Source organism: Novosphingobium sp. PhB165, assembly GCF_004341845.1.
Lineage (GTDB): Bacteria > Pseudomonadota > Alphaproteobacteria > Sphingomonadales > Sphingomonadaceae > Novosphingobium.
Window position 1 is genome coordinate 1 of sequence record NZ_SLVB01000016.1, and the last position, 23355, is coordinate 23355.

23 protein-coding genes and 2 pseudogenes are annotated in these 23355 nt (G+C 62.6%); 8 read left to right on the forward strand and 17 right to left on the reverse strand.

Annotated elements, in window-relative coordinates; genetic code table 11:
• Window positions 1-69 precede the first annotated feature (69 nt).
• Window positions 70-294, forward strand: a pseudogene (locus EDF56_RS24700) (hypothetical protein); the annotation flags it as partial.
• 263 nt (window positions 295-557) lie between these two features.
• Here the strand turns inward: EDF56_RS24700 and EDF56_RS24705 are convergent.
• The 10 genes from EDF56_RS24705 to EDF56_RS24750 all read right to left on the reverse strand — a co-directional run bounded on the left by EDF56_RS24705 (window position 558) and on the right by EDF56_RS24750 (window position 10025).
• The gene (locus EDF56_RS24705) at window positions 558-1541 is read right to left on the reverse strand and encodes an IS110 family transposase (protein WP_132392661.1); all 984 of its coding nucleotides are present in this window, start codon (window positions 1539-1541) and stop codon (window positions 558-560) included.
• 159 nt (window positions 1542-1700) lie between these two features.
• The gene (locus tag EDF56_RS24710) at window positions 1701-3554 is read right to left on the reverse strand and encodes an NERD domain-containing protein/DEAD/DEAH box helicase (protein ID WP_243652844.1); all 1854 of its coding nucleotides are present in this window, start codon (window positions 3552-3554) and stop codon (window positions 1701-1703) included.
• 334 nt (window positions 3555-3888) lie between these two features.
• Window positions 3889-4065: a helix-turn-helix domain-containing protein gene (locus EDF56_RS24715; protein WP_132392773.1), complete on the reverse strand. Its 177-nt coding sequence runs from the start codon at window positions 4063-4065 to the stop codon at window positions 3889-3891.
• A gap of 23 nt (window positions 4066-4088) precedes the next feature.
• On the reverse strand, window positions 4089-4508 hold the full coding sequence (locus tag EDF56_RS24720; RefSeq protein WP_132392665.1) for a hypothetical protein: 420 nt from the start codon (window positions 4506-4508) through the stop codon (window positions 4089-4091).
• A gap of 229 nt (window positions 4509-4737) precedes the next feature.
• Window positions 4738-6843 carry a relaxase/mobilization nuclease RlxS gene (gene rlxS / locus EDF56_RS24725; protein ID WP_132392667.1) on the reverse strand — a complete coding sequence of 702 codons (2106 nt, stop codon included), beginning with the start codon at window positions 6841-6843 and terminating at the stop codon, window positions 4738-4740.
• A gap of 361 nt (window positions 6844-7204) precedes the next feature.
• Window positions 7205-7576, reverse strand: a complete 372-nt coding sequence (locus tag EDF56_RS24730; RefSeq protein WP_132392669.1) for a hypothetical protein — start codon at window positions 7574-7576, stop codon at window positions 7205-7207.
• Window positions 7577-7906: 330 nt separating this feature from the next.
• Window positions 7907-8674 carry a lytic transglycosylase domain-containing protein gene (locus EDF56_RS24735; RefSeq protein WP_243652845.1) on the reverse strand — a complete coding sequence of 256 codons (768 nt, stop codon included), beginning with the start codon at window positions 8672-8674 and terminating at the stop codon, window positions 7907-7909.
• Window positions 8662-9234: a S26 family signal peptidase gene (locus EDF56_RS24740; RefSeq protein ID WP_132392673.1), complete on the reverse strand. Its 573-nt coding sequence runs from the start codon at window positions 9232-9234 to the stop codon at window positions 8662-8664. Before EDF56_RS24740 ends, EDF56_RS24735 begins: the two co-directional genes overlap by 13 nt.
• Window positions 9227-9502 carry a helix-turn-helix domain-containing protein gene (locus tag EDF56_RS24745; RefSeq protein WP_132392675.1) on the reverse strand — a complete coding sequence of 92 codons (276 nt, stop codon included), beginning with the start codon at window positions 9500-9502 and terminating at the stop codon, window positions 9227-9229. Before EDF56_RS24745 ends, EDF56_RS24740 begins: the two co-directional genes overlap by 8 nt.
• A gap of 202 nt (window positions 9503-9704) precedes the next feature.
• On the reverse strand, window positions 9705-10025 hold the full coding sequence (locus tag EDF56_RS24750) for a DUF736 domain-containing protein (protein ID WP_132392677.1): 321 nt from the start codon (window positions 10023-10025) through the stop codon (window positions 9705-9707).
• Between the two features lie 702 nt (window positions 10026-10727).
• Between EDF56_RS24750 and EDF56_RS24755 the strand changes: the two genes are divergently transcribed.
• On the forward strand, window positions 10728-10955 hold the full coding sequence (locus EDF56_RS24755) for a hypothetical protein (protein WP_243652846.1): 228 nt from the start codon (window positions 10728-10730) through the stop codon (window positions 10953-10955).
• 555 nt (window positions 10956-11510) lie between these two features.
• Entirely contained in the window at window positions 11511-11741 is a 231-nt protein-coding gene (locus EDF56_RS24760) for a hypothetical protein (RefSeq protein WP_132392679.1), read from the forward strand.
• Between the two features lie 323 nt (window positions 11742-12064).
• Here the strand turns inward: EDF56_RS24760 and EDF56_RS24765 are convergent, their stop codons facing one another.
• The 4 genes and pseudogenes from EDF56_RS24765 to EDF56_RS24780 form a co-directional block, all read right to left on the reverse strand.
• Entirely contained in the window at window positions 12065-12274 is a 210-nt protein-coding gene (locus EDF56_RS24765) for a hypothetical protein (protein WP_132392681.1), read from the reverse strand.
• Between the two features lie 453 nt (window positions 12275-12727).
• Window positions 12728-14755, reverse strand: a complete 2028-nt coding sequence (locus tag EDF56_RS24770) for a ParB N-terminal domain-containing protein (protein ID WP_132392683.1) — start codon at window positions 14753-14755, stop codon at window positions 12728-12730.
• 118 nt (window positions 14756-14873) lie between these two features.
• The gene (locus tag EDF56_RS24775) at window positions 14874-15278 is read right to left on the reverse strand and encodes a DUF2958 domain-containing protein (protein ID WP_132392685.1); all 405 of its coding nucleotides are present in this window, start codon (window positions 15276-15278) and stop codon (window positions 14874-14876) included.
• Between the two features lie 227 nt (window positions 15279-15505).
• A pseudogene (locus EDF56_RS24780) lies at window positions 15506-16462 on the reverse strand (zincin-like metallopeptidase domain-containing protein); the annotation flags it as partial.
• 883 nt (window positions 16463-17345) lie between these two features.
• Here EDF56_RS24780 and EDF56_RS24785 point away from each other — a divergent pair.
• Both EDF56_RS24785 and EDF56_RS24790 read left to right on the forward strand, forming a co-directional pair.
• Entirely contained in the window at window positions 17346-17528 is a 183-nt protein-coding gene (locus EDF56_RS24785; protein ID WP_132392689.1) for a hypothetical protein, read from the forward strand.
• 60 nt (window positions 17529-17588) lie between these two features.
• Window positions 17589-17846: a hypothetical protein gene (locus tag EDF56_RS24790; RefSeq protein WP_132392691.1), complete on the forward strand. Its 258-nt coding sequence runs from the start codon at window positions 17589-17591 to the stop codon at window positions 17844-17846.
• Window positions 17847-17949: 103 nt separating this feature from the next.
• On the opposite strand, the gene EDF56_RS24795 is transcribed toward EDF56_RS24790, so the two are convergent.
• Together EDF56_RS24795 and EDF56_RS24800 are read right to left on the reverse strand one after the other, a co-directional pair.
• A complete protein-coding gene (locus tag EDF56_RS24795) occupies window positions 17950-18714 on the reverse strand; it encodes an SDR family NAD(P)-dependent oxidoreductase (protein ID WP_243652805.1) in 765 nt (254 codons plus the stop codon).
• 171 nt (window positions 18715-18885) lie between these two features.
• Window positions 18886-19470 carry a carboxymuconolactone decarboxylase family protein gene (locus EDF56_RS24800; RefSeq protein WP_132392693.1) on the reverse strand — a complete coding sequence of 195 codons (585 nt, stop codon included), beginning with the start codon at window positions 19468-19470 and terminating at the stop codon, window positions 18886-18888.
• A 481-nt stretch (window positions 19471-19951) separates the two neighbouring features.
• Here EDF56_RS24800 and EDF56_RS24805 point away from each other — a divergent pair, with 481 nt between their 5' ends.
• The 3 genes from EDF56_RS24805 to EDF56_RS24815 all read left to right on the forward strand — a co-directional run bounded on the left by EDF56_RS24805 (window position 19952) and on the right by EDF56_RS24815 (window position 22298).
• On the forward strand, window positions 19952-20554 hold the full coding sequence (locus tag EDF56_RS24805; protein ID WP_132392695.1) for a MucR family transcriptional regulator: 603 nt from the start codon (window positions 19952-19954) through the stop codon (window positions 20552-20554).
• Between the two features lie 155 nt (window positions 20555-20709).
• A complete protein-coding gene (locus EDF56_RS24810; protein ID WP_165912375.1) occupies window positions 20710-21507 on the forward strand; it encodes a hypothetical protein in 798 nt (265 codons plus the stop codon).
• Window positions 21508-21896: 389 nt separating this feature from the next.
• Window positions 21897-22298 carry a hypothetical protein gene (locus EDF56_RS24815; RefSeq protein ID WP_132392699.1) on the forward strand — a complete coding sequence of 134 codons (402 nt, stop codon included), beginning with the start codon at window positions 21897-21899 and terminating at the stop codon, window positions 22296-22298.
• 123 nt (window positions 22299-22421) lie between these two features.
• Here EDF56_RS24815 and EDF56_RS24820 read toward each other — a convergent pair whose 3' ends face one another.
• Window positions 22422-22706, reverse strand: a complete 285-nt coding sequence (locus EDF56_RS24820) for a hypothetical protein (protein ID WP_132392701.1) — start codon at window positions 22704-22706, stop codon at window positions 22422-22424.
• Window positions 22707-23355 lie beyond the last annotated feature (649 nt).

A 23355-nucleotide genomic window follows, 5' to 3' on the forward strand; every position in this document is an offset into this window, starting at 1 on the left:
GCGCTTCCTTGACCTTTGGATCGTGCGCGTCAGCCGCTGTCCCCGCGTGAAGAACCATGCCCTGTGGCAATGCAATTCCTACCGTCCCTGACAAGCGACCCGAAGACCATCGCACGGGAGAAAGGGGCAGGCGATCACCTGCCCTATGCCCGGCATGTCGATGACGTAACGCTCGAGACGCGCGACGGTCTGCTGATGCAGACTGTGCGCCTCGACGGGCTGCTGTTCGAGACCGCGGACACCGACGAACTCAACTACCGCGCGGACCTGCGCGATGCGGTGTTGCGCACCATCGTCTGTGGATGGCTCCCGCGTTGCAAACATAAAGTGATGATCTGGCGTCTGGTCGGGTGCAGTCGTCTGTCCGGCCTGTTGATGCAGTCGGTGCAGACTGCTGGCCCTGATGTTGTCCGCGAACAAGGTCCTATCGGCTTTGCAGGCTATTACGCCTAGGACGGACCTTGGGTTGTCCTTGTTCCCGGTTCGACCGGTTTCGCCATCACATCCTTCGCTCTCACAACCTCGTGAAGCTGATCTCCTCAGCCAAGCTCTATGATCTATGCTATCGCCAGCATAGGCGCATGCCCGCGTTCGAAGACGCCGCCGCGCGCCATGAGCGCCCATGCGATCCGCGCCGTCTTGTTAGCGATGGAGACCGAGACGACCCTCGCTGGCTTTCTGGCGAGCAGCGCGACAAAGCGAGGATCGACCGTGTCAAGCTTTTGCTTGGCGTATCGGACCAGCGCGGTTGCGCCGATAACCAGGAGCTGCAGCAGATATTTGTCACCCATCTTAGTAATGCGCCCCAAGCGCTCCTTGCCGCCACTCGAACTCTGCCGCGGGGTCAACCCCAGCCAGGCGGCAAACTGGCGCCCCGAAGAGAACTGACTTGGGTCGGTCACAGACGCGGCGAGCGCGGTTGCGCCGATCGGTCCGATACCAGGGATCGTCGCCAAGCGCCGGGACCTGTCGTCACTCCGCTGCAAGGCGGCAAGCCGCAGGTCGAGCTTGCGCAACTGGGCGTGAAGCTGGAGCAGTTGCCCTGCCAGCATGGCGATGACGTTCGCTGCTTCGGCGGGCAAGTCGAGCTTGGATTCCCCGTCGACGATCTCGCGCGCGATCTGCAGCGCCTTCCTGATTCCGACCGGGATAGCGACCCCCAGTTCGGCGAGTACGCTGCGCATCATGTTGACCAGTTGTGTGCGCTGCTTGATCAGAAGGTTGCGCACGCGGTGCAGTGACAGCGCCGCCTGCTGTTCGCGCGACTTGATCGGCACAAACCGCATCGTCTGACGTGTGACCGCTTCGCAGATCGCTTCTGCATCGGCGGCATCGTTCTTGCCGCGCTTCACATACGGCTTCACGTAAGCCGCCGGCATCAACCTGACCTCATGGCCCAGCTTGGTGAGTTCGCGCGCCCAGTGATGCGACGTCCCGCAGGCCTCAGCGCCTACCAGGCACGGCGGCAGTTTCTCGAAGAACGACAGCATTTGCGATCGCCGCAACGCCTTGCGAATTACGACCTCACCGGTCGCGCCGATACCGGCCGATCGTGCTAATCTTCATGGCGGGTGGTTCCTCTGCTCGGGTTGCATGACAGCAAACCCATCTTGGCACTTTGATGCCGTGAGCGGGAGCCATCCACCTCATCCGCTATTCCGGCAGCTCGCACCAGTTCAAGCGATTCTGCAACCGCCGCGTCAGCGTCCGCTCACCCCGAAACCGGTCTTGCCTTCGGCTGAAACGTCATGGAAATTGGGCCACGTTTTCCCGAAATCGAGAAACTCTGGTGACGAGCTTACGATCGTAAGCCGACTGCCCGCGATTGTATTTTTGAGCCGCGTAAGGCCAGTATATATGAGTGCTCGGCTTCCAGAATCGGTCGAAACTCCAGCCTGTATGACCAGCAACGGTGACTCCCAGCCCTTAAAGCTGTGAAGTGTCGTCGCTTTTATGCGCGCATCACCCATGTAGAAGCCAACCTTCTGGCGCCTCCGTTCCTGCGTGTCTTGCGCAAAGGTCGACACGCTTCTGATGCCGCGCGCTTCTAGTTCATCAACCACTTCGCTACCGCTTGCTGTGTCGGATGCAAGGAAGGTAATATCCGCATTGGCGAAGCTGCCCTGGCCGGTGAAATGCATCATGCGCAGCAGTTCTTCGACGCAGGTCGTGATCGACTTTTCAGTCGCGCACTGTACCCATCGTAATCTACAGGGAGCGAGTTCGAACGAGGCTTGCTGGGGAAGCGGTAGGTCGATCTCCGTATCTGGAAGGAAGCGCTCAGCGAAGTCTCGAATTAGCGGCACCGCGGACGCGGGCAACCGATAGCTAACATCCAGATTGGCCCACGCACCTCTGAAGCCAGCGCCCGTCATAACATCGTCAGTCCAAGCTCCAGCGGTCCCGTAAATGTCCTGTGTCGCGTCTGCCGCCATGAGCATCTCGCCGCCAGGCTTCAGAAACGTGCGCAATGTGCTCCACCAAAGGGGACGGTAATCTTGTCCCTCATCGACAAGTATGGCGTCATAGCTCGGGGCCGCTGATTCAGTGGCCGCTTGCCCTACCAGTTCCGGGAGGGCTGTCTCCATTACTGAGACAGGATCACCAGATTTCCAGAGTTCGTCGTAGGGTTCGGACCACCCCACGGTCTCGCAAACGTCCCTGCACCAACTGTGAAAGTTAACGAAAACAATATTCCGATAACTGGACCCAGATTTCAGCTCGCGAACGACCAAGTCTCGCAGGTAATGCCATAGCGTGATGTTAAAAGTCGCCACGAGGACTGTCTTGCCTTCATCGGCAATTCGTGCGGCACGCGCAGCCAACACCAGTGATTTACCTGATCCCGCCGGCCCCTTTATTCGCCTAAATCCAGTCTCGGTCCTCGAGCCAGCGAGCTGCTTCTGGCTAGCGTTCATTTCGAGGGGGCGACGTTGTGTCGCTGAAAAATCTGGCTCCGTGAGCCAACCGCGAAGATCGTCAGCGAGTTCAGGACGCATGAGCATCGACGATTTACGCGCAGATTCCGGGAAAACCTGAGCGATCATCCCATTTGCGACCTCCTCTACGCCGCTCAAGGGGGTATATTTTGCCGCAGCTTCCAGCTCACCGTGTTGCAGAAATGGGGCGAAGAGCGACCGTAGGCGATTAATGCTGGCGAATGGGAATATGACCCCCGCCGTAATGGCGCCGAAGCCTTTGTCTTTGGTGAGTCTGGGACAGTAAAGGTTGTATATGGCTTCTCTGTAATATTCGATCTTTGGAAAGGGATTTTCGGATTGCCGGGAGAACTGTTTGCCATCCCGCCTAGCCCATAACTCTGGACGTCTCGTTTCTTCACGAACGAAATAGTCCATCGCATCGAGATTCCAATCCTTTACCTCGAAGACCGCAATTCCAACCCTTGGATGCAAAAGGACGAAATCCGGCCGCAGGCCGTTAAGATGGGGCTGGACGTATATTTCCCACTCGGGATCGAGCGTTTGATCGAACATTTCCAGCACCATGCTCTCGCCAGCCGTCAACGGCTGCCGCAGCTTCGGCAAGTCAACCAAAGGCGGTGATATCAACCTTTCCAAACGAACCCTCAATTGCTGCCAAGCGAAGGGCTTAGCGGATTACGGCGCCAATTAACGTCAGCTAAGGATAGGTCAAAGGGTCGCATATCTTTCTTATACATGATTAAATCCGTACCGCCTCATACCGTGTTGAGGCTCACGCGCCGTGCGAGAGTTTGGCTGTTCGCGCCAGATGCTCAGCATTTCATCGATGCTGCATTTTTGTCCCCGTCCCCGTCACAGTCAGCGATTGTGCACGTAAGCAACCAGTGCCAGGGCTGCCCGCCCCCCCCCATTCTCGACCATCGCACGGAATTCGGAACACGGAGTCTCATTTTATCTCAACCAGAGCACGAAGCTGGCCCACCGGAATGACAGTGATACTGCCGATCTTGACGATCTGGATGGTCCCGTCAGCGATCAGTTCATAGAGCTTTGACCTCCCAACACCTATCATGCGACATGCCTCGGGAATGCGTACAGCCAGCGGTTCCGGATAGCGCGGCATCCCGGCGTTTTCGTCCGGGGCGCTCACTGAAACGACCTCAGCTTACGGATCGCCGGATCCGCGCTTTCCTCCGCCGCGTTACCAGCCAACCGATCCGCTACCTCATCGATGAGTGTGGCAAAGAGCATTGCCCCCTTGGCCTCCGACTCCTTCGAGATCGACATCTGCGCCCCCACGATCAGCTGATGGCGCACCATGCGCGCGGTGATTTCCCAAACCAGACCCTCATTCCGGCGCAGCCAGTCGAGCTGCCGCTCGATCCGCGCCAACCGCGCGCGGATGGCTTCGTCACCCTTCGGTGCCTCGCGCCGATTTAACCAGGCATCAAGAGCCTCAACGAGGATTTCGGAACGCGCCTTGCCTGATGTGCCGGCGAGTTGCGCCAGCCGGCGGCTCATTTCCTCGGGAAGGAATAGCTGATGGCGGGTCTTGTATGTTTTCATCGAGGTTCTCGCTGACGGGACGATAAGGCCGCGCTTTCGGGAGACCGAATGAACGGCTGTGCCTTGCGATTTTCGCCGCGTCAGCACCGCACGAAAAGGGCGCTAATTCGCCTTTATTGGATATTTGAGGATATTGCCGAACCGGGCAAACGTTTCACGAGGCGGTCTGACCACCTTTGAACGGGCGTAAACGTTTTTGGAAATTGTCCGCACCCAACGCCGGCGTCGATCAGGTAATCCCTGGCCCGCCTCGTTGGCGTCCGATCGTCCAATTAACCGCCCCCGTCTCGCGCATAAGGCCGGAGACATTCTTGCCGACCTGCTTCTCCAGTTCGGCACGCCAGGGGACCAGGGTGAAGTCGCGGCTGCGCTCGACGACACCAAACTTCCCGGAGACCAGATTGACGCTGCGCCGGTAAACGCCCTCGATCCGTTTGCCGGCCTGCGCCTCGACAAACGGGATCCCGAGGTCCTTCGCCATTTGGCCCCCGACCGCCCTAACCTCGCGCTCGCGCAGAACGCGCAGCAGGTTGCGGCTGTAGATGACGTCCGTTCCTTCAGCCGCCGCCAATTGCTGTTCGAGCAGCCACTGGCGGCGCAGATCAAGCGCCTTCTTCACGTCATTGCCATAGCCACCGCTCGCAATTTCGGTCTTGCCTTCCGCCACCAGCTCGCGGTCAAGCCAGGACTCGGCATGCGTCCCGATCAGTTGCTCGACGGGTTTGACCGACAAAACCTCGATCCGAAACGGCTCGGCCCGTTGTCGCCCGCGCTCGTAAGCCATCACAGTTTCGAGATGATCGGGTCTGATGTTCCAGACGCCGCTCGGTTCGCGGTCGAGCTGGCCGGTTGCTCGGCGGATCGCTTCAAGCCGCCGTACATGTGCTTCAGCGTATGTCTGCATGGCATTGGGATCATGCCTGAGGTGAAGATCGATCGTGTACTGCCCCCCATTGGCCGCCGCGACCTCCACCACGTTGGTGTCTGAGACACGAATGCTGGCCTGCTTGGGTTCGAGCCTGACAAGAGAACCAATAGGGGTCGCCTCCGCGTTACTGCCGATATCGACATAGTGGCTGCGCCCATCGACCCCATCGACGATCAGATAGCGCCGCTCGTGATCCTCATCCGCAGCACCGCGTTTCATCACCTTGCCGACGATCGGGGCATGGCTCTGCTCGGGCTCACCTTTACGATGATCCGGTACGCCGTGAATGACCATTGGCTGCGGCTCGATTTCGGGCGTCAGTTTGAGGCTTGGAAGCTCGCGCCATTTCGAAGCGGTCAGGTCGCGGTGCAGGGTGCGGATGATGTCGCCGCGCCGCCCCATGTTCCCGAGGGTCTGTTCGATGTCGGGATCGAGCTTCCAGGTCAGTGGCCCGGCCTTCTCGGCAAGCTCCATCCGCTCCAATACGCGGGCGCGCCCGACGAGCAGTTGCTGGTAGGAGGCATCGCCTGCCTTTGGACCTTCGACTTGCGTGATATCCACGAGGTTGTCCCTGGCCTGCGCAATGATCGTCCGATCGAGCCGGGTCAGTCGCTCGGCGTCGACTTCCAGGCTCAATTGCTGGCGCACTTCCATCTCGCTTTGCGGCCCGAGATCACGGGTCATGATTTCGGAAGCGCGGGCACGAATGCCGTGGGCGATGTAGTCGCCGGCGATGTTGAGGTTCTTGCCGTCCTCGGTCTTGCCGCGCACCAGGATATGGGTGTGCGGATGGCCGGTATCGAAATGATCGACCGCCACCCAGTCGAGCGTCGTCTCCAGGTCCTGTTCCATCTTCGCCATGAGATCGCGAGTGAAGGTCTTGAGGTTCTCGAACTCGGGCCCGTCCTCGGGTGAGACGATGAAGCGGAAGTGGTGGCGATCCTCCTGCCCGCGCTCGGCGAAAGCCTGGCCATCGACCTCGTCGGCAAATGTCGAATAGAACCGGGCCGGCTCACCGTCGCGGGTGACGCCGTCCCGCTCCAGGTAGCCGATGTGCTTCTGTACTGCCGCCACCTTGCCCGCGAGCTTCACCACTCTCGCCTTCACCGTCACCCGGCGGGACCGCACACGAATTCCGCTGGCATGATCGAAAGACCAGCCGGAACCGCGCGGCAAACTCGCCGCAATTTTGGCGCCGCGACCACGCGCATTGAAACGACCGGACTGCTTCGCTTTTACGGGAGCAAACGACGCCCCGGCCCCGTGCGGATTTCCACCGCGCCGGGCGACCTGTTCGAGCACCTTGCCGCGAAGCCCTCGGCTTGCGTTCTTTCCACTGCCAATGCCGCCGCTCTCGCGGCGGGAGCGACTGAGGCGAGGCTCGAAGCGATCGTCATCGTGTGGCATGGACTGAATATGGCGAGCCCCTTGTCCTCCCCTCAAGTATCTCGCGGGAAAGTCGAGGTTTTGTGCGGGTCACAGGTATGCTGGCACTGGAATTGTCTCCCTGGCCCGTCCGGTGCGAGATAATCCAACTCTCTTAAAAACGATGTGCAGACAATGCCTTGGCGCCCAAGGGCCCAAGAAGCGCTGCTTCGCTTTATCTTGCCATGCACGACCTTCCCCTCCCGGCCGCCCCTCGCCGCTTCAAACACCCCCCTCGCCCCACTGCCGATGCCCGCCTGTTCGCTGCCCGCCGAGCACAAAAAAGGCCGGGACGCAGGTACCATCCGGCACCCACTTCCCGGCCGCAACGTCCCCTCGCGCCTCATCGCAAGGCTGCGTATGCTTCGCGCGCTTCGCCTTGGCTCGCGCAGCTGCGCCGCGCCATCAATCCCCGCGCCCTGCCCTCGCCATCGACAATGCTGACGGCCGCGTACCATGAGCCATCCAGGCATCCGATGACCGCCACCCGGTCCAGCTCCACAGCGTCATCATCTTCGCTCTGCGAACCACACTCCAAAGTGCCCAGCCAACGCTCGCAGACACGTGCGTCCCACACAAAATCGCATTCTTCCGCATCCAGAAACCGCGCTGCCAGAGCCCGTGCTGCACCGCTCCCGAACTCGATTTCCAGCCCCGCCACCAGCTTCGCGATGACCCGTTCAGCCGCAATTCCAATGTTCACCTGCGCAACCATGTCAGCCTCCTTCGCTTGAGCGTCCCCGTTCTTCGAGGACCCCAGTCGCCCGACGGTCGGCGCGGTGGCTGTCAGGGCCGCGCCGGCTTGCCGGTGCGCCGCGAAGCGGCGGCGGAGGAACCGATTTTGCCCCAGGAAAACAAACAAACTCGCGCGCGGAACGCGCGCTCTATTGCTGCGGCAAAATTGGAGGGGCCGCCGGCCTTTACAGCCGCCGCAGAGACCGTCACGCTCGGCAGATCCGAGGAGGGCAAACCACCTCTCGTCCTCGCGCAAGACCGAGATCCAGCGCATCCATACGCTTTTCAGACAGCTCCGGAATTGCCGGTGTCAGCGTGCTGCGCGAATGGCAAATATCGGGTCGATCCGAGCGGGAGCCTGGCTGCTATCGGGGGAGTTTTGGTCACTGGCTTCCTGCGGCAACGGCGCAGAAGTGAGGCCAATGAAGATCGATGGACCTCCTGTGCCCGCGTGCGGAGCATGTGAGGACGCAGGCACGCCGCCTGCGAATGCAGTGCCCGCAGGCGCCCCGTATCCCGCGACCGAGGCGAGATAGGCTCGGGTCTCGGGAGGCAGCGGTCGCCCCTCGCCGATCGAGGCGGCGTAGCGCGCCGGCCCGGCATTGTAGGCGGCAAAAAGCCCCGGATAGCCAAAGCGGTCGAACATCTCCCTGAGGTACGCCGTGCCCGCCAGGATGTTGTCGCGCGGCATGTGCGGATCGGTTCCGAGGCCGAGCTTCGCGCGGAGTTCTTCCCATGTCGCCGGCATCAGCTGCATGAGCCCCATCGCGCCTGCGGGTGACACGATGGGCCTACCTCCAATCGAAGTGTGCCCCCGGCTTTCCGCACGCATGACGCGCTCGATCCACACCGCCGGCACTCCGAACCGCTCAGATGCCTCGGCGATTTCGGCGTGCCAAAGGCCGACCTCATCGCTCTCGCCGGCCTGCGCAGGGGCCGCAGTGCAAAGGCCGATCGTCGGCACGGCGGCCTGCATAACGTATGCCGCGACGACAATGCCGAAACGGAAGCGAATGCGGAAGCGGCGCCAAAGTGCGCCGCTCCGCTTGCCTTGCGATACCGCCGTCACGGCAGCCACAGCGGACGCGCCTTGCCGAGGATATCGCGCTCTTGCGTGACCCCGAAATAGCGCCCGTCGAAGCTGTCCGGCCGCAGCGTCATCAGCAGGAAATAGCTCCCTTCCCGCAGGCGCACGCATCCTTCCCAGCGTGGTAGCGGCCGGCCGGATCGATCGGCGGCAAGTCGCCGGGCGATGGGTTTTCCATCGATCGTCACGACGTCGCCATGGCCGCAGATCGTGTCACCGGCCGCGCCCGCAACGCGCTTCACCAGCGGCACGCCCGAGGGCAGGTAATGGCGGCGCGCCGCGAGGGTTCGCGCCGCTTCGGGCGGCCAGGCGACCACCATATCGCCCGGCATGGCGCGCGCGCCGGGCGAGACAAGGTAGAGCCCGATCTGCGCGCTGGCGCTGTGGTTCCACACCAGGCGGGGCACCGGTGGGAATGCCAGCGTCAGCCCCAATGCTGCAATCCCGGCGCCGATAAGGACAGCGCGGCGGCGCAGCATCCGGCTACGCGCCCGCGCCGCGCGCAAAGCTTCGCCCCATTCGAAAAGCGGGAGGTTCCGGGCGTTACCCATGATCGCCTCCTGCCGCGTTGGAGAGCGACCAGGCTTCGAGATCGTCGATGTGATAGCGCCAGTCGCGCCCGTGCTTGCGGCACCTCGGACCGGTGCCATTCCGGCGCATCCCCTTGAGTGTGACGACTGCCAGCCCAAGATGAAACGCAGCCTGCTTGGAGGTGAGAAACGGATGTGTTTCGCGGGCGGATTTCGCCCGCTGCTGGGTGCAGCCATCGGCGCCCGTTCGCCCCTCGGAGGCGAGGCCCCCTGCAGCATTGTCTGTCATGTTTCGTGCTCCCTTCCGGCAGGTCTGGGTTGGACCTTCCGGGCACGAGGCATGACCATTCGAGACGGCCTGCGGCAGGGGCGAAAATCGACAGGCGCGTTTTCGCCCCCCTACCCCGCTCGCGGCGTGCCCGTGATTTCGCGGCCCGGCGAGGCCCCGCATCGCGCCGGTTATGGGCTCGGTGCGGGGCGGTCCGGACGGGTCAGTCGGCCGGATTCCAGATGATGGCGAAGGCGTCCTCGTCGTCCTGACCGGCGGCGCGGCCGAGGTTGGCGTAGAGCCGGCGGGGCCCGAATTCGGGGGCAGCGAGGCTCAGCGATACGTAGTCGTTACCCGAGCTTTCGCTGCGGCGCAGCCACCCTGCACCGACCTCCACGCCGCCCGAGGAAACCCGGTAGTCGGGCTGCGCATCGCTGGTCTTGCGAGGGTTGGGCGTGATCTCGATTTCGGTGCGGATCGAGAGGGTGCGAAGCTGGCCCTTGAAGCCGCGGCCATCGCGCGTGACATATCCGATTGCTGGCATTTCTCGTCTCCTCAATGGGTCGCCCGGGAACCGATTTTCCGGACGATGGCAGACCGGGGGGGGAGCGCTCGCAAGGACGCATGAACCCTTGGGGCCGGAGCATGAGCGAAGGACCGGAGCGAGGCGGCTTATTTGCAGCGAAGCGGCCGCGAGGAGCCCGCTTCCGGCGGGCGGGGAAATAAGCCGGCGCGCGATGGTTTCATGCGGCTGCGACCGCTTCCAGGTCAGTGCCTTTCGGATCCGGAAACGGGTTTCGGCGCTCCATGTCCGGAGCACCAAATGCCGGCGATCAGCCGCGCATGCGCTTCGTGGCGGCAAGGACGGGGCTTCCCATGGTTTCGATCCAAACCGTGTGGTGACGCCCTCCTTGCGAGCCGACAATGTGCCGAACCAACTACGCGGGTGGCCGCTGAGCGGGCAAGGATCGATGCCGACGGTGGCCCTCCCACGCCGCGAACGGGTGCCTCGCGGCAGCGCTCACCGCGGGGCCCGCAGCCGGCAATTCCGCGCGTCCTGAAGGTGCCCAACTGGCCCGCAATTCGCGTGTCTCGCGGGCGACAAACGGGGCAGCCAGGTTTGCTCGCCACTGTCCTGAAACCGGCCCAACTGCGTCCATATCTCGCACCCCCGGCAAGGGAGGTACTCCCTCCGCGCAATTGCAACACGGGCCGCGAAATGGTGAGCAGTCCGCGGGAGAGACGCATGAACATCTACACTTTGAGGTTCCTCAAGGCTGGAGACGAAGCCGCCTTGTCCGAGGATCACGAGGAGCAACTCGAATTCCAGGCGGCCGATGTCGTCGGCGCGCTTGTCATCGCTCATGAAAAAGCATCGCGCAGGAGCGCGGAACTCTGGGATGAGGCCCGCCGGCTTTGCACGATCCACCGCTCGCCCGGGGCCGGGTTCTCGATGCGCGCGGCGCGCGCATGATCGGCCGCCACCACGCGGCCGGCACCCGTTAGCGCCAAAGCCCAATTGCCCCGAATTTCCGAGCGCCGCCGCGCGGGTTTTGCTCAGGAACACCACAGGTAAGGCACATGCTGGCAACAGCTTGTGGACAGGCATTTCCACAGGGTTATGGACCGGTCGAGCCCGGCCCATCGACGCCCGATCATCGACGCCCGATCTCCGGCCATCGACCCATCTCGATCCGTACCTGAAAGAAGGACCATCCCGGGGGAGGGATGGTCCTGAGTAGGAGGGAACGGCCCGGGTATTTCGAGGGCGCCGGCCGCAAGAATGTGCATAGCAGGGTTATTTCCTGAAGGGCAACGCCGCGCGGCGAAGTGGTCAGAGAGCGCGCCCGATCTCCACAACCAAACCGCCGCGCGTGCGGAATGGCCCCATTCACGCCCCGAATTCTGCACCCGCCAAGGTCATACTCCGACGAACCGAGATGCATCCGCGTCGGTTCACGGGCGTTGGAACAGGGGGAGACATGACCGCGACTCGGCTCCCACTGCGCCATTTCAGGGAGAAGCATCGATGGATGAGGATGCTGTATTCGCCTTCGGCAGCGCGCTTGCCGCGATCGGCGGCCTTCTCGAGGAAAAAGGCCTCTGCACGGCGAAGGAGCTCGCCCAGTCGCTGAGGCATGCGGCGATGGTGCATCTGAAAGCCGAGAAGAAGTATCACGTGCGCGGCGAGTATCTGTGCGCTTGGGCGGTCTCTGTGAAAGCCGCCGCCGATGGTGCGAGCGCAGCGCCGCGCCACTGACGCAGCATCAGCTTCCCCGCGCACAAACTGCGCGGCCTGCTAGTGCAAACCGGTGTTGTTCAAGCGGAATGGTCTGGGGGGATCGCTCCTGCGGAGAAGAGCGATCCCCTACCAGTGCACTCCGGCATTTCCGAAGTCGGAGGCAGCAACGAATATAGTCCCGATCCCGGATAGCGGCATCGGGATTTTCCGCAGGTTGCGGTCCCTTGGCCCTTATTGACCAGTCGCTGTCGGTGGTGCGCGCACATCCGCCCGCGGCCCGCGACCTGCCAAGCGGTGCCAATATCACTGCGGGTCCTGCCGCGAATCCGCGCGCCGGCCCCTCAGCGCTGAAGCGTGACGAGGCGGGTATCGCCGCAAAGGCTGCACACGTCCTTGCGCCGCTCGAACCCGTTTGTTCCTGCAAGCTCGCGCGCGGATTGATCGGTGTGTTCCAGCGGTGAGAGGCCGAGAGTCTGGGCGATGCAATCATCGCAAACCGGCTCGGGTGAGAGCCGGGCGACCAGCTTTTCGATATCCTGAAGTGCTGTCATGTCCGTGCCCCGTACTCTGTCCTGAACTCGATATTCGTCCCCGAATTCGGCCCGTGCCACCCGGCAGGGATCGGGGCAATGAACATTAGGGGGTAGCGGCGGCTCCGCGCCCTCAAGGCGCGGGGCCGCCGCGTAAATTTCTCCATCTTCAAAACGGTATCGAGGGCAGGTGAAGAAACGATGTCCGCCGACCTTCTCGCGCGCGGCCGTCCGGTCATCCGCTGCTGGGGCGGCTGCCGGTTCTATAGGACGTCCGACGGCCCTGACGCCCGGCGCTCCTTAACGCCTGCGACGACGTGGCGTGCTGCGGCAACCGATTCGCGCGCCCGGCAATGAACCGCCGATCATGGCCGCTCGCCCGCCGCCCCTTGGGCGCGGGCGCGCGGCCCACAAATTTGCCGCCACTCGCACGAAGCGACCGGAGGCGGATCGCTCCGCCTCCGGTCATTGCCATCAGCCAGCCGATGGCATCGCATCAGGCTCGGTACCTTCACCGAAGCCGCTGCCAAAACCGGTGTCCGGTTCGCTTCCGGCGTCAGGGCCAGTTTCGGGCTCGGTTTCAGGCCCAATGACAGGGTCGATGACAGCCCCAACAGGTCCAATTACAGGTCCAATTGCAGGCAATGCAGTGTCCGGATCGGGCCCGTCCGCGCATTCGTCATGCCCACCCTCGCCGGTCATGGATGCGGCCACGCGCGCATGGGCCTCGACCGTGCCCACGCCGCCGCGCGTCGTATAGGCGGCGGGCGGGAAGGTCATCCAGCGCGGGATCCAGCCTTCGCGCTTGGGGCGCCCGCCTGCTCCTGCAAGATGATCGCGGATGATACCCCGCAGGGTCTTCGCCTTTTCGCCCGCATTGGCGGACGCCACCAGCGAACCCGCCACTTCTCCAACCATCGCGAGCAGCACTTCGCGGTCGCGAAGCGTCTCGAGCAAGGCCTCGTCCGCCTCCCACCAATCGGACATCGACATGCCGATCTCGGTGCCGAGCGCCTCGACCGCTGCGCTTCCCGCCTCAAGCGCCTCGCCCATGACCAACGTAAGTACTTCCATCACCGCCGTATCGGGAAGTTCGATCAGGCGCGCGAACAGACGGCACAGGTCACGGTGCGAACCGCGCACGCTGTAGCCGCTGCCGCCAATCACTGTCGGGTCGTCATCGGGAAGGTCCAGCAGCGCCAGGACCGCGCGCCGCCGCTCGTCGAACACGGCCTCGGCCGGGCATTCGTCCACGCTCGCCTTCACCGCGTCGTTCTTCGCGGTCTGCGATTCGGGAACGATCCGCCAGAGCGGCGAACCGGCGATGGCGTGGGCAATCATCAGCCGCAGGGCAATGCCCGGACGCTCAAGCATTGCGGCGCGCACGGCAGCGTGGCGATGGAGATCGATATAGGTCTGCGTGACGGAAGTCAGCTCGGGTCGGTCGGCCTTGCCCATGCCAGTGCCAGTGCCAGTGCCCGTGCCCGAAGCTCCCCCGTCCGCCCCGCCTGCCTTGGCCATGCGCGCTGCTTCCTTGCGGGAGAGATAGCCCTCGTGGATGACGACTTCGCCATTGGCGCGCACGTCGAGATAGACCCGTCCGCCTTTGCGCTTGGCGGTTTTCTCGTGTTCCCACGAATGGAAATGGGTTTCGGGCCCGAGCACGACGGCATCGGCCCAGCCCGCCTCGAGGAAGGATGCCCGCTTCACCTCGATGGCTGCATTCTGCAAATCCCAGAAGGCGTCCGTCTCCGCAAAATAAGCATCCTCCCCGAACAGGTCCGCGACTGTCGCAAGCCCGCTCGCCTCGGCATCGAAAAGCGCGTGTCCCACCGGCACCGACTGCCCGCCGAACAGCCACGATTTCAGCTGATAGCCGCGCGGCGCATAGCTGGCGGGATCGTCGGCAAGCGCAAGCCATGCCTTCTGCTGCGACTTCGATGCCAGGGTCAGGTGCCTGATTGTGGCCGCATCGATTTCCTCGGCGCGGTACATCTCGCGGATGCGCGGAAGCAGGTTGCCCAGCGCGAGGATGCGCTTCACGGCTAGGTCGGGCAGACCGAATGTCTGCGCGATATCCTCTATAGTGCGCCCTTCCTTCACCAGCCGGGTGAAACAGGCCCAGCGCGAGACTTCGTCGGGATCGAGCCGGGCCACGTTCTCGATGAGCGACGCCTCGACTGCGCTGGCATCGTCGGTATCGTCCAGAACCGCGCAGGGCAGCATGGCAGTGTCGGGGTCCGGCTCGCCCGCCTCGGCGCGGGCCGCCTGCCGTTCGGCCGCGACGATTTGCGCGGCATGAAAGCGGCGGCATCCGGCAACGATCTCGAAATGGCCCGGCTCGCCATCCCCTTGGCAATTGGGCCGCACGAGGATCGGCTGGATCACCCCGCGCGCCCGAACGGTCGGCAGGATATCGGACACGTCGGGGGCCTTGCGGGCGTAACGCATATTCGATTTGCTGACGGCAAGGTTGCCCAGCGCGATGAATTCGAGTTTCATGGGTAGCACTCCTGATTGAGAGTGCCGGTCCACCGAGTTCGTGATGGGATAAGGTGGACCGGCTTAGGTCTGGGCCATCCGGAACCGATTGCCCCGGCTGCCCGGCGTCATCCGCCCCTCAGCGGGGCGAAAGCCTGATGGCCGCCGGGTCCTCGCGGGTCAGACGGTCCAGAAGCAGTGCAGCATCGGGGATCGATCCGGCGAGGCGGGCGGCCTCGGTCCAGACCGAAAGCCGGTGCCGCGTGCTGAAAGCGATATCGCGCTCGATGGTGAGGCCCATCGGCAAGCGAATCGCCTCGATCTCGCGGAGCGAGGAAATGCCGAGTTCCGGGCATCCGAAGCCGAGGTCCGCCAGCCCGAACAGGGTGTCGTCGTCGGCGTAGAGTTCGGAAACCAGCCAGACCGCACGGCCCATGGGATTGAACAGGCGGACCAGCGGCAGCGGATCGAACTTGGGATTTTCCATGCATTGCTCGAAATTGGCACTGAGCATCGCGCGAATGGAGCGGGTCAGGAGGGTCATGCCGTTGCCCTCCCGTTTCCCGGCAAGGCGGCGCAGGGCGCAGTTTGCGAATCCGGTAGCGCCGCACCTACGCCGACCTCAGCGCCACCACCATTCGCCGCATCCGGCCCGCCCGCACCACCGCGCCACTTTCCTGCAAGATTTCCGTCAGATAGGCTGACATCAGGGGAAGCGGAGGGGCCCGCCTCTGCATCCCGTTCGGGGCTCTTCTCGAGATTGGCCCCCTCATGGCGAGCGAGCAGCCATTCGGCGGCTTTGCTCGCCATGCTTGCTGCCCGGAAGATCGCGCGGTTGTCCTCGCGCAGCACTTCGAGCCATGCTCCGATATAATCGGCATGGCGCACGGTGGGCACGATGCCGAGCGCGGCGCAAAGGAAAGCCGAGCCCACTTCGGCCACTAATTCCTCGCGGGCGTAGTCCTTGGAACCGAACGCATTCGTCAGATTTCTGCCGAGTCGCGATGCGTGGCCGGTCGCGTGGGTCAGCTCGTGCAGAGCCGTCCTGTAGAAGTTCACCTGATCGCGGAAAGCCTGCTGCGGCGGCACAGCCACGAAGTCCGCGCCCGGCGCATAGAACGCCTTGTCGCCGCCGATACGAAAATCGACACCGCTTGCGGCGATCACCGCCTCGGCCACCGGCACGATTTCGCGCGTAGGCAAGGCAACCTGTTCGGGGAGCAAATCCCCCCGCAGCCCCTCGCACTGCGCCACGTTGAAAACGGTAAAGCGTTTGAGGAAGGCAATGGACCTCGCCTCCCCGCCGCTCTCGCGTGCGCGCTCTTTCTCGGCCTCGGGCGTGAAGCGGTCGGCATAGACAACCTGCGTGCCATGCTCGCCTTTGCGCACATTGCCGCCCGCCTCCTGCGCCTGCCTGAACGTCAGCCAACCTTGCGAAGGCCAGCCGCCCGCAATCACCGCTTCCCACAGGATCAGGACATTGATCCCGCTATAGGGACGCCGCGTCAGGGCATTGCGGGGAAGACCGGCAGCCGGAACGCTCCCACCCTCTCCGGCTCCGCCGCCTGCCGCCGGGATGCCCCACGGCTGCACCCAAGGAACGCATCCGTCCTCAAGCTGGGCGATAACCCGGCTCGTCACCTCGTCATAGAGCGAAGCCCTGTCGCTTGCGGAACCGCGCCCGCGCGAAGTCTCGCCCTGCCCATTAGACGGCGTGTGGCTGCCGATATCTCCAGTTTCGGGCCCCGCGCATGACGGAGCCTTGCGATTGCTGCGCATGTCTCATCTCCAAGACCCGCCCAAAACCACCATGGCCTCCCCCGGCGAAGGCGGGGGTGGGCGGCCCGGACGACCGACAGGGCCCGCGCCAGGCAGCGCCTGCACCGCTTGCGGCCGGAACGTTAAGTGGAGGAGCCGCGCCTCGGCGCGGCTTGCAGGCGATGCCGGCGGGCCCAGACGGGCGGCAAGCCCACCCGCGCATTCGCTCGGGGCCAGGCTCACGGACAACGCCGCGCGCGGCTCCCCGCGCGCGCCTGCTTCAGGGGGCGCCGAAGGCGCGCCCTCGCCGCGCCAGCGATCGTGGCCGCAAGGACGAGACCCGACGGGGCTCGGTGCCGTGCGTGCGGACCAGGCGGGCGTTCAGCCCGTCCGCGCGCAGCATAGAGCGCGTTCGCGCCTCAGGCGCGGGGCGCCCTGCCCATTCTGCCCGCTAATACGGCCGTCCAAGAGGCTGAAACCCATCCGCCCCACCGATCGCTGCACATCGGCTCGGCCTCAGTGACGAGCCTGTAGATCCCGACCTTTCCGCCGGACGCGCCGCACGACCACACATCCCGCACGCGCTTGGCCATTTCCCGTTGGCCATTAGCCGTTACCCACTGCACGCTGCACGCTGCACGCTGCACGCTGCACGCTGCACGCTGCACTCTGCACTCTGCACTCGCCCAACTCTGGCACAATTCCGATTGGTTCCCGAGATTCCAATAAATACTTCACAGGCCGTGAAAAGTCCGCGAAGAAACGGTAACTTTTGTTCACAGGAGCCAAATCGCTTCTCGCGCAATTAGTATTCACCACGCAAGAGCGTCGGATGTGTACTTTGGAGAGAACCATGAGCATCGAAGGCAAGGCCAAGGAAGCTGCCGGCTACATCAAGGAAGAGATGAACGAGCATGGCAAGTCGCCCGAGGCGCAAAAGAAGGCCCAGGAAGGTCGCGATCTTCGCAACGAAGGCCGGGTCGAGGACGGCAAGGCGCCGAAGACCTCGAAGCCGGGCACCGACAAGAGCGAATAAGCCACGACGGGCCGACGTGCCAGCCGCGCCGGCCCGGTCATTCCCGGAGAGTTTCGCCGCATGTTTACGCAGCTCAACCCCACTGTTCCTTTGCATGTCGTCGGCAAGGGCGACGGCTACGCGATCGGGATCATCGACTATGGCCAGGAACACAACCTGATATGGGTCACCGCGCTCGACAGTTCGGGTGAGATTTGGTGCGCGCCGAATGCGACCGTCCGGCTTGGGAAGAACTGGACGATGGGCCGGCAGGAAAATCCGCTCATTACCCAGCACAAGATCGCCGAACGAACAGCGGAGCCGCGCTCGGCCTGCTGATAACTCATTGATCGGAAGTGACAGGGAGAGTTCGTTCAGCATCCCACGCTGCGCTTGACCGCGGTCAGGATCCACCCGGTATCCTGCCGGCTAGTCTGCACAATCAGGCAGACCCCATGTATCTGCCGCCATTGACGCTGATGGTCTGGCCGGTGATGTAACCAGCGTCGGGCGAAGCGAGGTAGGCACAAGCGGCAGCGATGTCCTCGCCAACCCCCAGACGGCCGACCGGTATCGTCTTTCCAAATGCTTCCATATCGAGCGTTGTCGCACGGCGCAGCATTGGCGTGTCGATGGACCCTGGGGGGACCATATTGAAGGTGACGCCGCTCTTGCCGAATTCGAGGGCCAGCGCCTTGGTCAGTCCGAGCAAGCCGCCTTTACTGGCGACATAGTGAGCCTGGCTAGGCGAGCCGCTCTGAGTCGAGGAGGATGTGATGTTGATGACCCGGCCCCACCCGGCATCCAGCATCGCGGGCAGCATCTCGCGGATGCACAGGTGCGGTCCTGTCAGGTTGATGCGCAGCATCTCCTCCCACATGGCGACGTCCTGATCGAAATACCGGACATGTGGGCCGATCCCGGCATTGTTGACAAGAATGTCGATCGGGCCGAGCGCGGTTCGGGTCTCATCCGCTGCCGCCTTGATCGCGGCCTCATCGGCGCAATCGACGGCGAGGGCGATGGCGGCATCGCCAGCATCGGTGATGCCCTTTGCGGTTTCGGCTGCGGCATCGCCATTGATATCCCATACCGCCACTTTGGCGCCGTCGCGAGCGAAGCGCTCAGCGATTGACCGCCCCATGCCCGAGCCAGCGCCGGTGACGACGGCGACTTTCCCGTTAAGCGGTGCGGGGATCATTTTCATCTGTTCTCTCCTCGGGGTGAGTGCATTTTTTCGCCGGATGCAAAAGCTGCCGGTGCTTGTCCGCGAAGGCGACAATGTATGCACCTGCGCCTTCAGGCCACCGGCCCCGCTTTTTCAGCGCCACCGCGATGGGATGATTGGGAAATCGATCAAGCCTGTGGCCCCCCGCTCTCAGCGCCTGCGCAATCCGGTGTTTCCCTCCAGCAGGTCGAAGCGCATTGTGTTGAATACCATCGCAGCCATGACGTATTGGCCGACAAGGCCCGGTAATTCCATGAGTTGCGGTTCGCTCCAGCGACTGGCCAGCACCTCCCACGTGGCGTCGGCAATGGCATAGTCACCCATCAGCTCTTCCACCGCGCGCACAATTGCCCGATCGAAGTCATCCCAGCCCTCAGCATCCGAGCCTTGGGTAACGCGTTCGACTTCCACGTCCGAAAGTCCGGCCTGTTTGCCATATACGAGGTGCTGCCCCCATTCGTAGGGCGTTCGCGACAGCCACGCGACCCGCAGCACCGCCAGTTCTCGTTCGCGCGCAGGGATGCAGCCGCCTCGGCCAAGTTCGTTGCCCAATTGCAACTGAGCCCGGTACAGCCCGGGATGTTTGAACATGATGCCGAAGATGGACGGAATGTCCGACATGTCGATGGCTTCGACGTTGGAGAAAGTCTCCGCGATCAGCTGCCGTGCCTCATCGGTAAACTCGTGCGGGTCCAGCGGGGTGATGCGGGGATTTCCCGAAACTTGCGCGTGCATCGATGTCGAAATGCGTCGGACCGGATTGAATGCGGTGGTCGTTCATTGTGGCCTTCTTGAAACCGAGAAATCCCGCTCAGACGAGCCTGGCAAGCGCCTCCGCCCGGAACGGCGACAAGTGTATCGAGGGGGCCGCGGGTCCATCCAGAATTGCGACATCAACGACATGAAGCAAGCCGCACATCGCTACTGAGGAAGCAGGCCGGGCACACGCCTGCCGCAAATATTGGCGTAGCGCTGCGCGAACAGGCACGCCCGCCACCCGATCGGCACAGTGGTCCCTCATTTCATTTAAAACGCAGGCGGCGTGAGAGATCTGCAGATGAAAGCGCAACCCGATAACGTTCGCGGCGATTTCGATCGATCCATTTCAGGACGGCATCATTATTTTGAACGGTCCCCGCGCACGATATGTTGCGCTTGAGCGAGGAATGAAGGAGAGTACCCAAACCAATAAAATATTCGGGCACTCGTACAACCAATGGCAGACGAATCTCTTCTTTCTCTCGCTGCAGACATCATCACCGCACATGTCAGAAACAATTCTGTGCCGTCGGATCAGCTCACGCAATTGATCGAGACGGTCTACGGATCGCTCGCCGGTCTCGGCAAGACACCCGAGCCCGCCGTGGAAGCGCCGCGTGAACCGGCCGTCTCGATCCGCGCTTCGGTAAAACCGGACGGGATCGTCTGTCTGGAATGCGGATCGAAGTTCAAGATGATCAAACGGCACCTCACCACCGACCACCAGCTGACGGTTGAGGAATATCGCCGCCGCTGGAACCTGCCGGCGAGCTATCCGACGATTGCCCCCGACTACGCCGAGCGGCGCCGCGAGCTTGCCAAGACGATTGGTCTCGGCCGCAAGAAGGGCAGCAAAGTCGCCGTCAAGGCCAAGGCGCAAAAAGTCGCACCGGTGGCCGCAGAACTCGCCCCTGAACCTGCAGCCGTGATGGCTCCCGAGCCGGAAGGATTGAACCCCACCGCCCTTCCCGCAGCAAAGGCCAATCCGGCGAGCGCGAAGAAGACGCCGACAAAGGCGAAAGCAGCCCCGCGCAAGAAGCTTGGGATTGCGGCCGAGTAAATAACCGGCCGCACCGTACGGGAGCGCTCGATCCCCCGCTCCCGTACGCGACAACCAATGCCGACGCGTGCCGCAGCCGTTCGCGGCGGCCCCAACCGCACTCCGCGGCCTAACCGGCAAATTTTTCCCATTGAATCAACGTTATACTTTTCTCAATGGCGACGGAAACAATCCTCATCGTCAACGGAAAAGCACGAATGACTACCACACCCTCCGGCGAAGCCATTGTTGAAATCCCGCAGGACGCGCCGCGCCGGGTCAATCTTCTGGGCCTGGACAAGATTACATTGGCAGCGCTCGGCGCAGGCGTCGTCAACCTAGTGGGCGGAGCAACCGCCGTTCGCGCTTGGCTCTACGATCTCGGCTTGCGGTACTACGACCAGTTCGGCGTGATCTTCGGCCTTCCGGAGGGAAGTTTCGATTTATCCAGCGCCCGGTTGATATCCAAGGGCTGGGAGATCGTGCTCGACTCGTCCCAGAGCAATGCGCTATACGCATTCCTGATCCCACCAGTCGCTCTTTATGTCGCCCTGTTCTACGGTTTTGCAGGCTTCGTCAGTGAGAAATTCAGCTCGCGCCCCGAGCGAGTACGGGATTTCTTTCGCGTGGAACGGCGTATTGGCATCATGGCGGTCATCGCCGTGTTATTTTTGCTCACTGCGGGTCTCTCCTGGGCACTGCGCTTGGCAATTTACGAACTTCCGAGCGCTGCCAAGATGGCAGGGCAGAACGATGCGTGGGTCAAGCGGACCGAGGTGAGGGACGCAACGTGCATCCAGTGCAATTACTATGGCCATGACGCGGTCAAGGGTGTTGCCCTCGTGTCCAATGGCAAGTTCATCTTCGTGGCAAAGCGCACCGGCGGCGTCGCACAAATTCCGCTCGAAGGCTTCAGCTCCCGTTTCCTCCAGCCGCTTGCAATCGAACCGGACAAGTCGGCGGCCAAGAAGTGATCCCGGCCCGAATAGACCAGGCCAAAGCCTGAGACCGTTGACTCTCTGACAGGATGGCTCGGCCCTTCGCGGCCGGGTCATCAAGGACATGGGAGTGCCAAAAGGCAGCGTCATTTGTCAGATCATGCGCGGCCCCGATCGGTGGGATTATCGCGGCATGGCAAAATCACCTCACACTCTCGTCCGCGAACGGATTGTTCAGGCAACGGAGAAGACACAGAGCGATTTGTCCGACTTGCGACATCATCAAGATCGCCGCCGATTATGCCGCCAGATACGCCGTGCTAAGCACGCCGTATGGATCCAGCGAGTCCAGGCGTGACCTCGGCGAACAACTGCGGCGAGAATTTATCGGCCGCATGGCCCATTGGGAGGATGTCTTCTTAGGCGTGAGCGACGATCTGGTTCCCACAGATCCCGTCGCAGTAATGCTGGAGGCGGAGCTTGGAGTTGAAGAGACGACGGACCGCATCCTTGTCGCGATGAAGCTGGGGGAGCGGAAGGAACGTCCGATCATTTTGCCGGAAGACAGTGACGACGGGCTGACCTGGGTCTCCAGGACGGCGTCCGGCATCAACAGCGGAGACGACAGCCGCTTCAGCGTGCCCGACCGCATCACCTTACTGATGCCTTCGCCCTGCCTCAGCAGCGAGGGCCAGATATTACAGGCGTCGATACGCGCGGCATCGAGAGCGTGCCGCAACGACGCGACCTTGCCGAATATGCCGAAAACGATCGCACACTCATCGTGCTTTGTTCGAAATTCGACGACGAACCTGCCGCGACAATAAAGCGCCACCTTCTCGAATCGATGGAAAGCGGTTCCGATGCGCATCGCACACACCGTCAATGTCCTCGTCTTGGCACGCGGAGATGAGCCCCTCGAGATGCTCAACTCCGGCGAACCCGTGCAATCACGCCTCGAAGGATATGCCCTGCGTCGTCGCGACGTCGAGCAGGTCCTTGTCGGCGCCGATCCGCCCGAGACCCCTGTTCACTTCTTCGATGCCAGAAACGACGAGCCACAAAAAATCTGGAAGACGCTGCGTGCCCAGATTGCCGAAATGCGCGGCGTCTATCGTGCACGCGCGCCGGCCGCAGCGGAAGATGTAGCCAATCTCCTCCGGAACGTCGACGACGTCAGGGCGGCCGAGGCGCGCCGCGATGTCGAGCACGAAGTCGAGCGGATACTCGAACATATTGCCCTCCTGACACCGAGTTCGCGACCCGATGTTCTCGTAACCGAGCCAAATTCGGCTGCAAAGCTCACAGCGCTACGGTCAAGGCGCCAGCTACGAGCGCGACATCACCAACCAGTGGATAGACTGATTTGGCCAATCCGCCGAAGCTAGCAATGCAGCGCGTTCGATCGACGCACGATTGCAGGATCTATGGAGTTCCATCCTTCTGGGAGCGGAACGCGCAGCCTTGGACACAAAAACGGAAATGCACTGACAGCACCGCGGGCCGACTTCCACGAGACCCCACAGCCTTGTTTCGTGACCCAAGACGACCGGCTCGCAGATCAAGCATTTTCGATCATCCTGATCGCGATAGCTTCCGACCCTAACGCTTCAAAAATGTGCAGCGGCATGGGCAATAAAGGCCCAATCACCCTCAGCACCGGCAGTGAATCGAACAAGACCTTGTATTGCCGGTGTACCTGTAAGCCCGGCAAAGATGTTCGGCTCCTTCGGCGTTGAGAGCCTCAACAATGCGGACGCTCCGATTTATAGTAGAGTTTGGGCGGGCGCGGCACTGGAAAGGTTCGGTCGAGCACTTGGTTTCGGCGTGGCCCGCTTTGTCCAGCCTCTGAGGTGATCGGGTAAAAGCACAATTTCGTGTTGC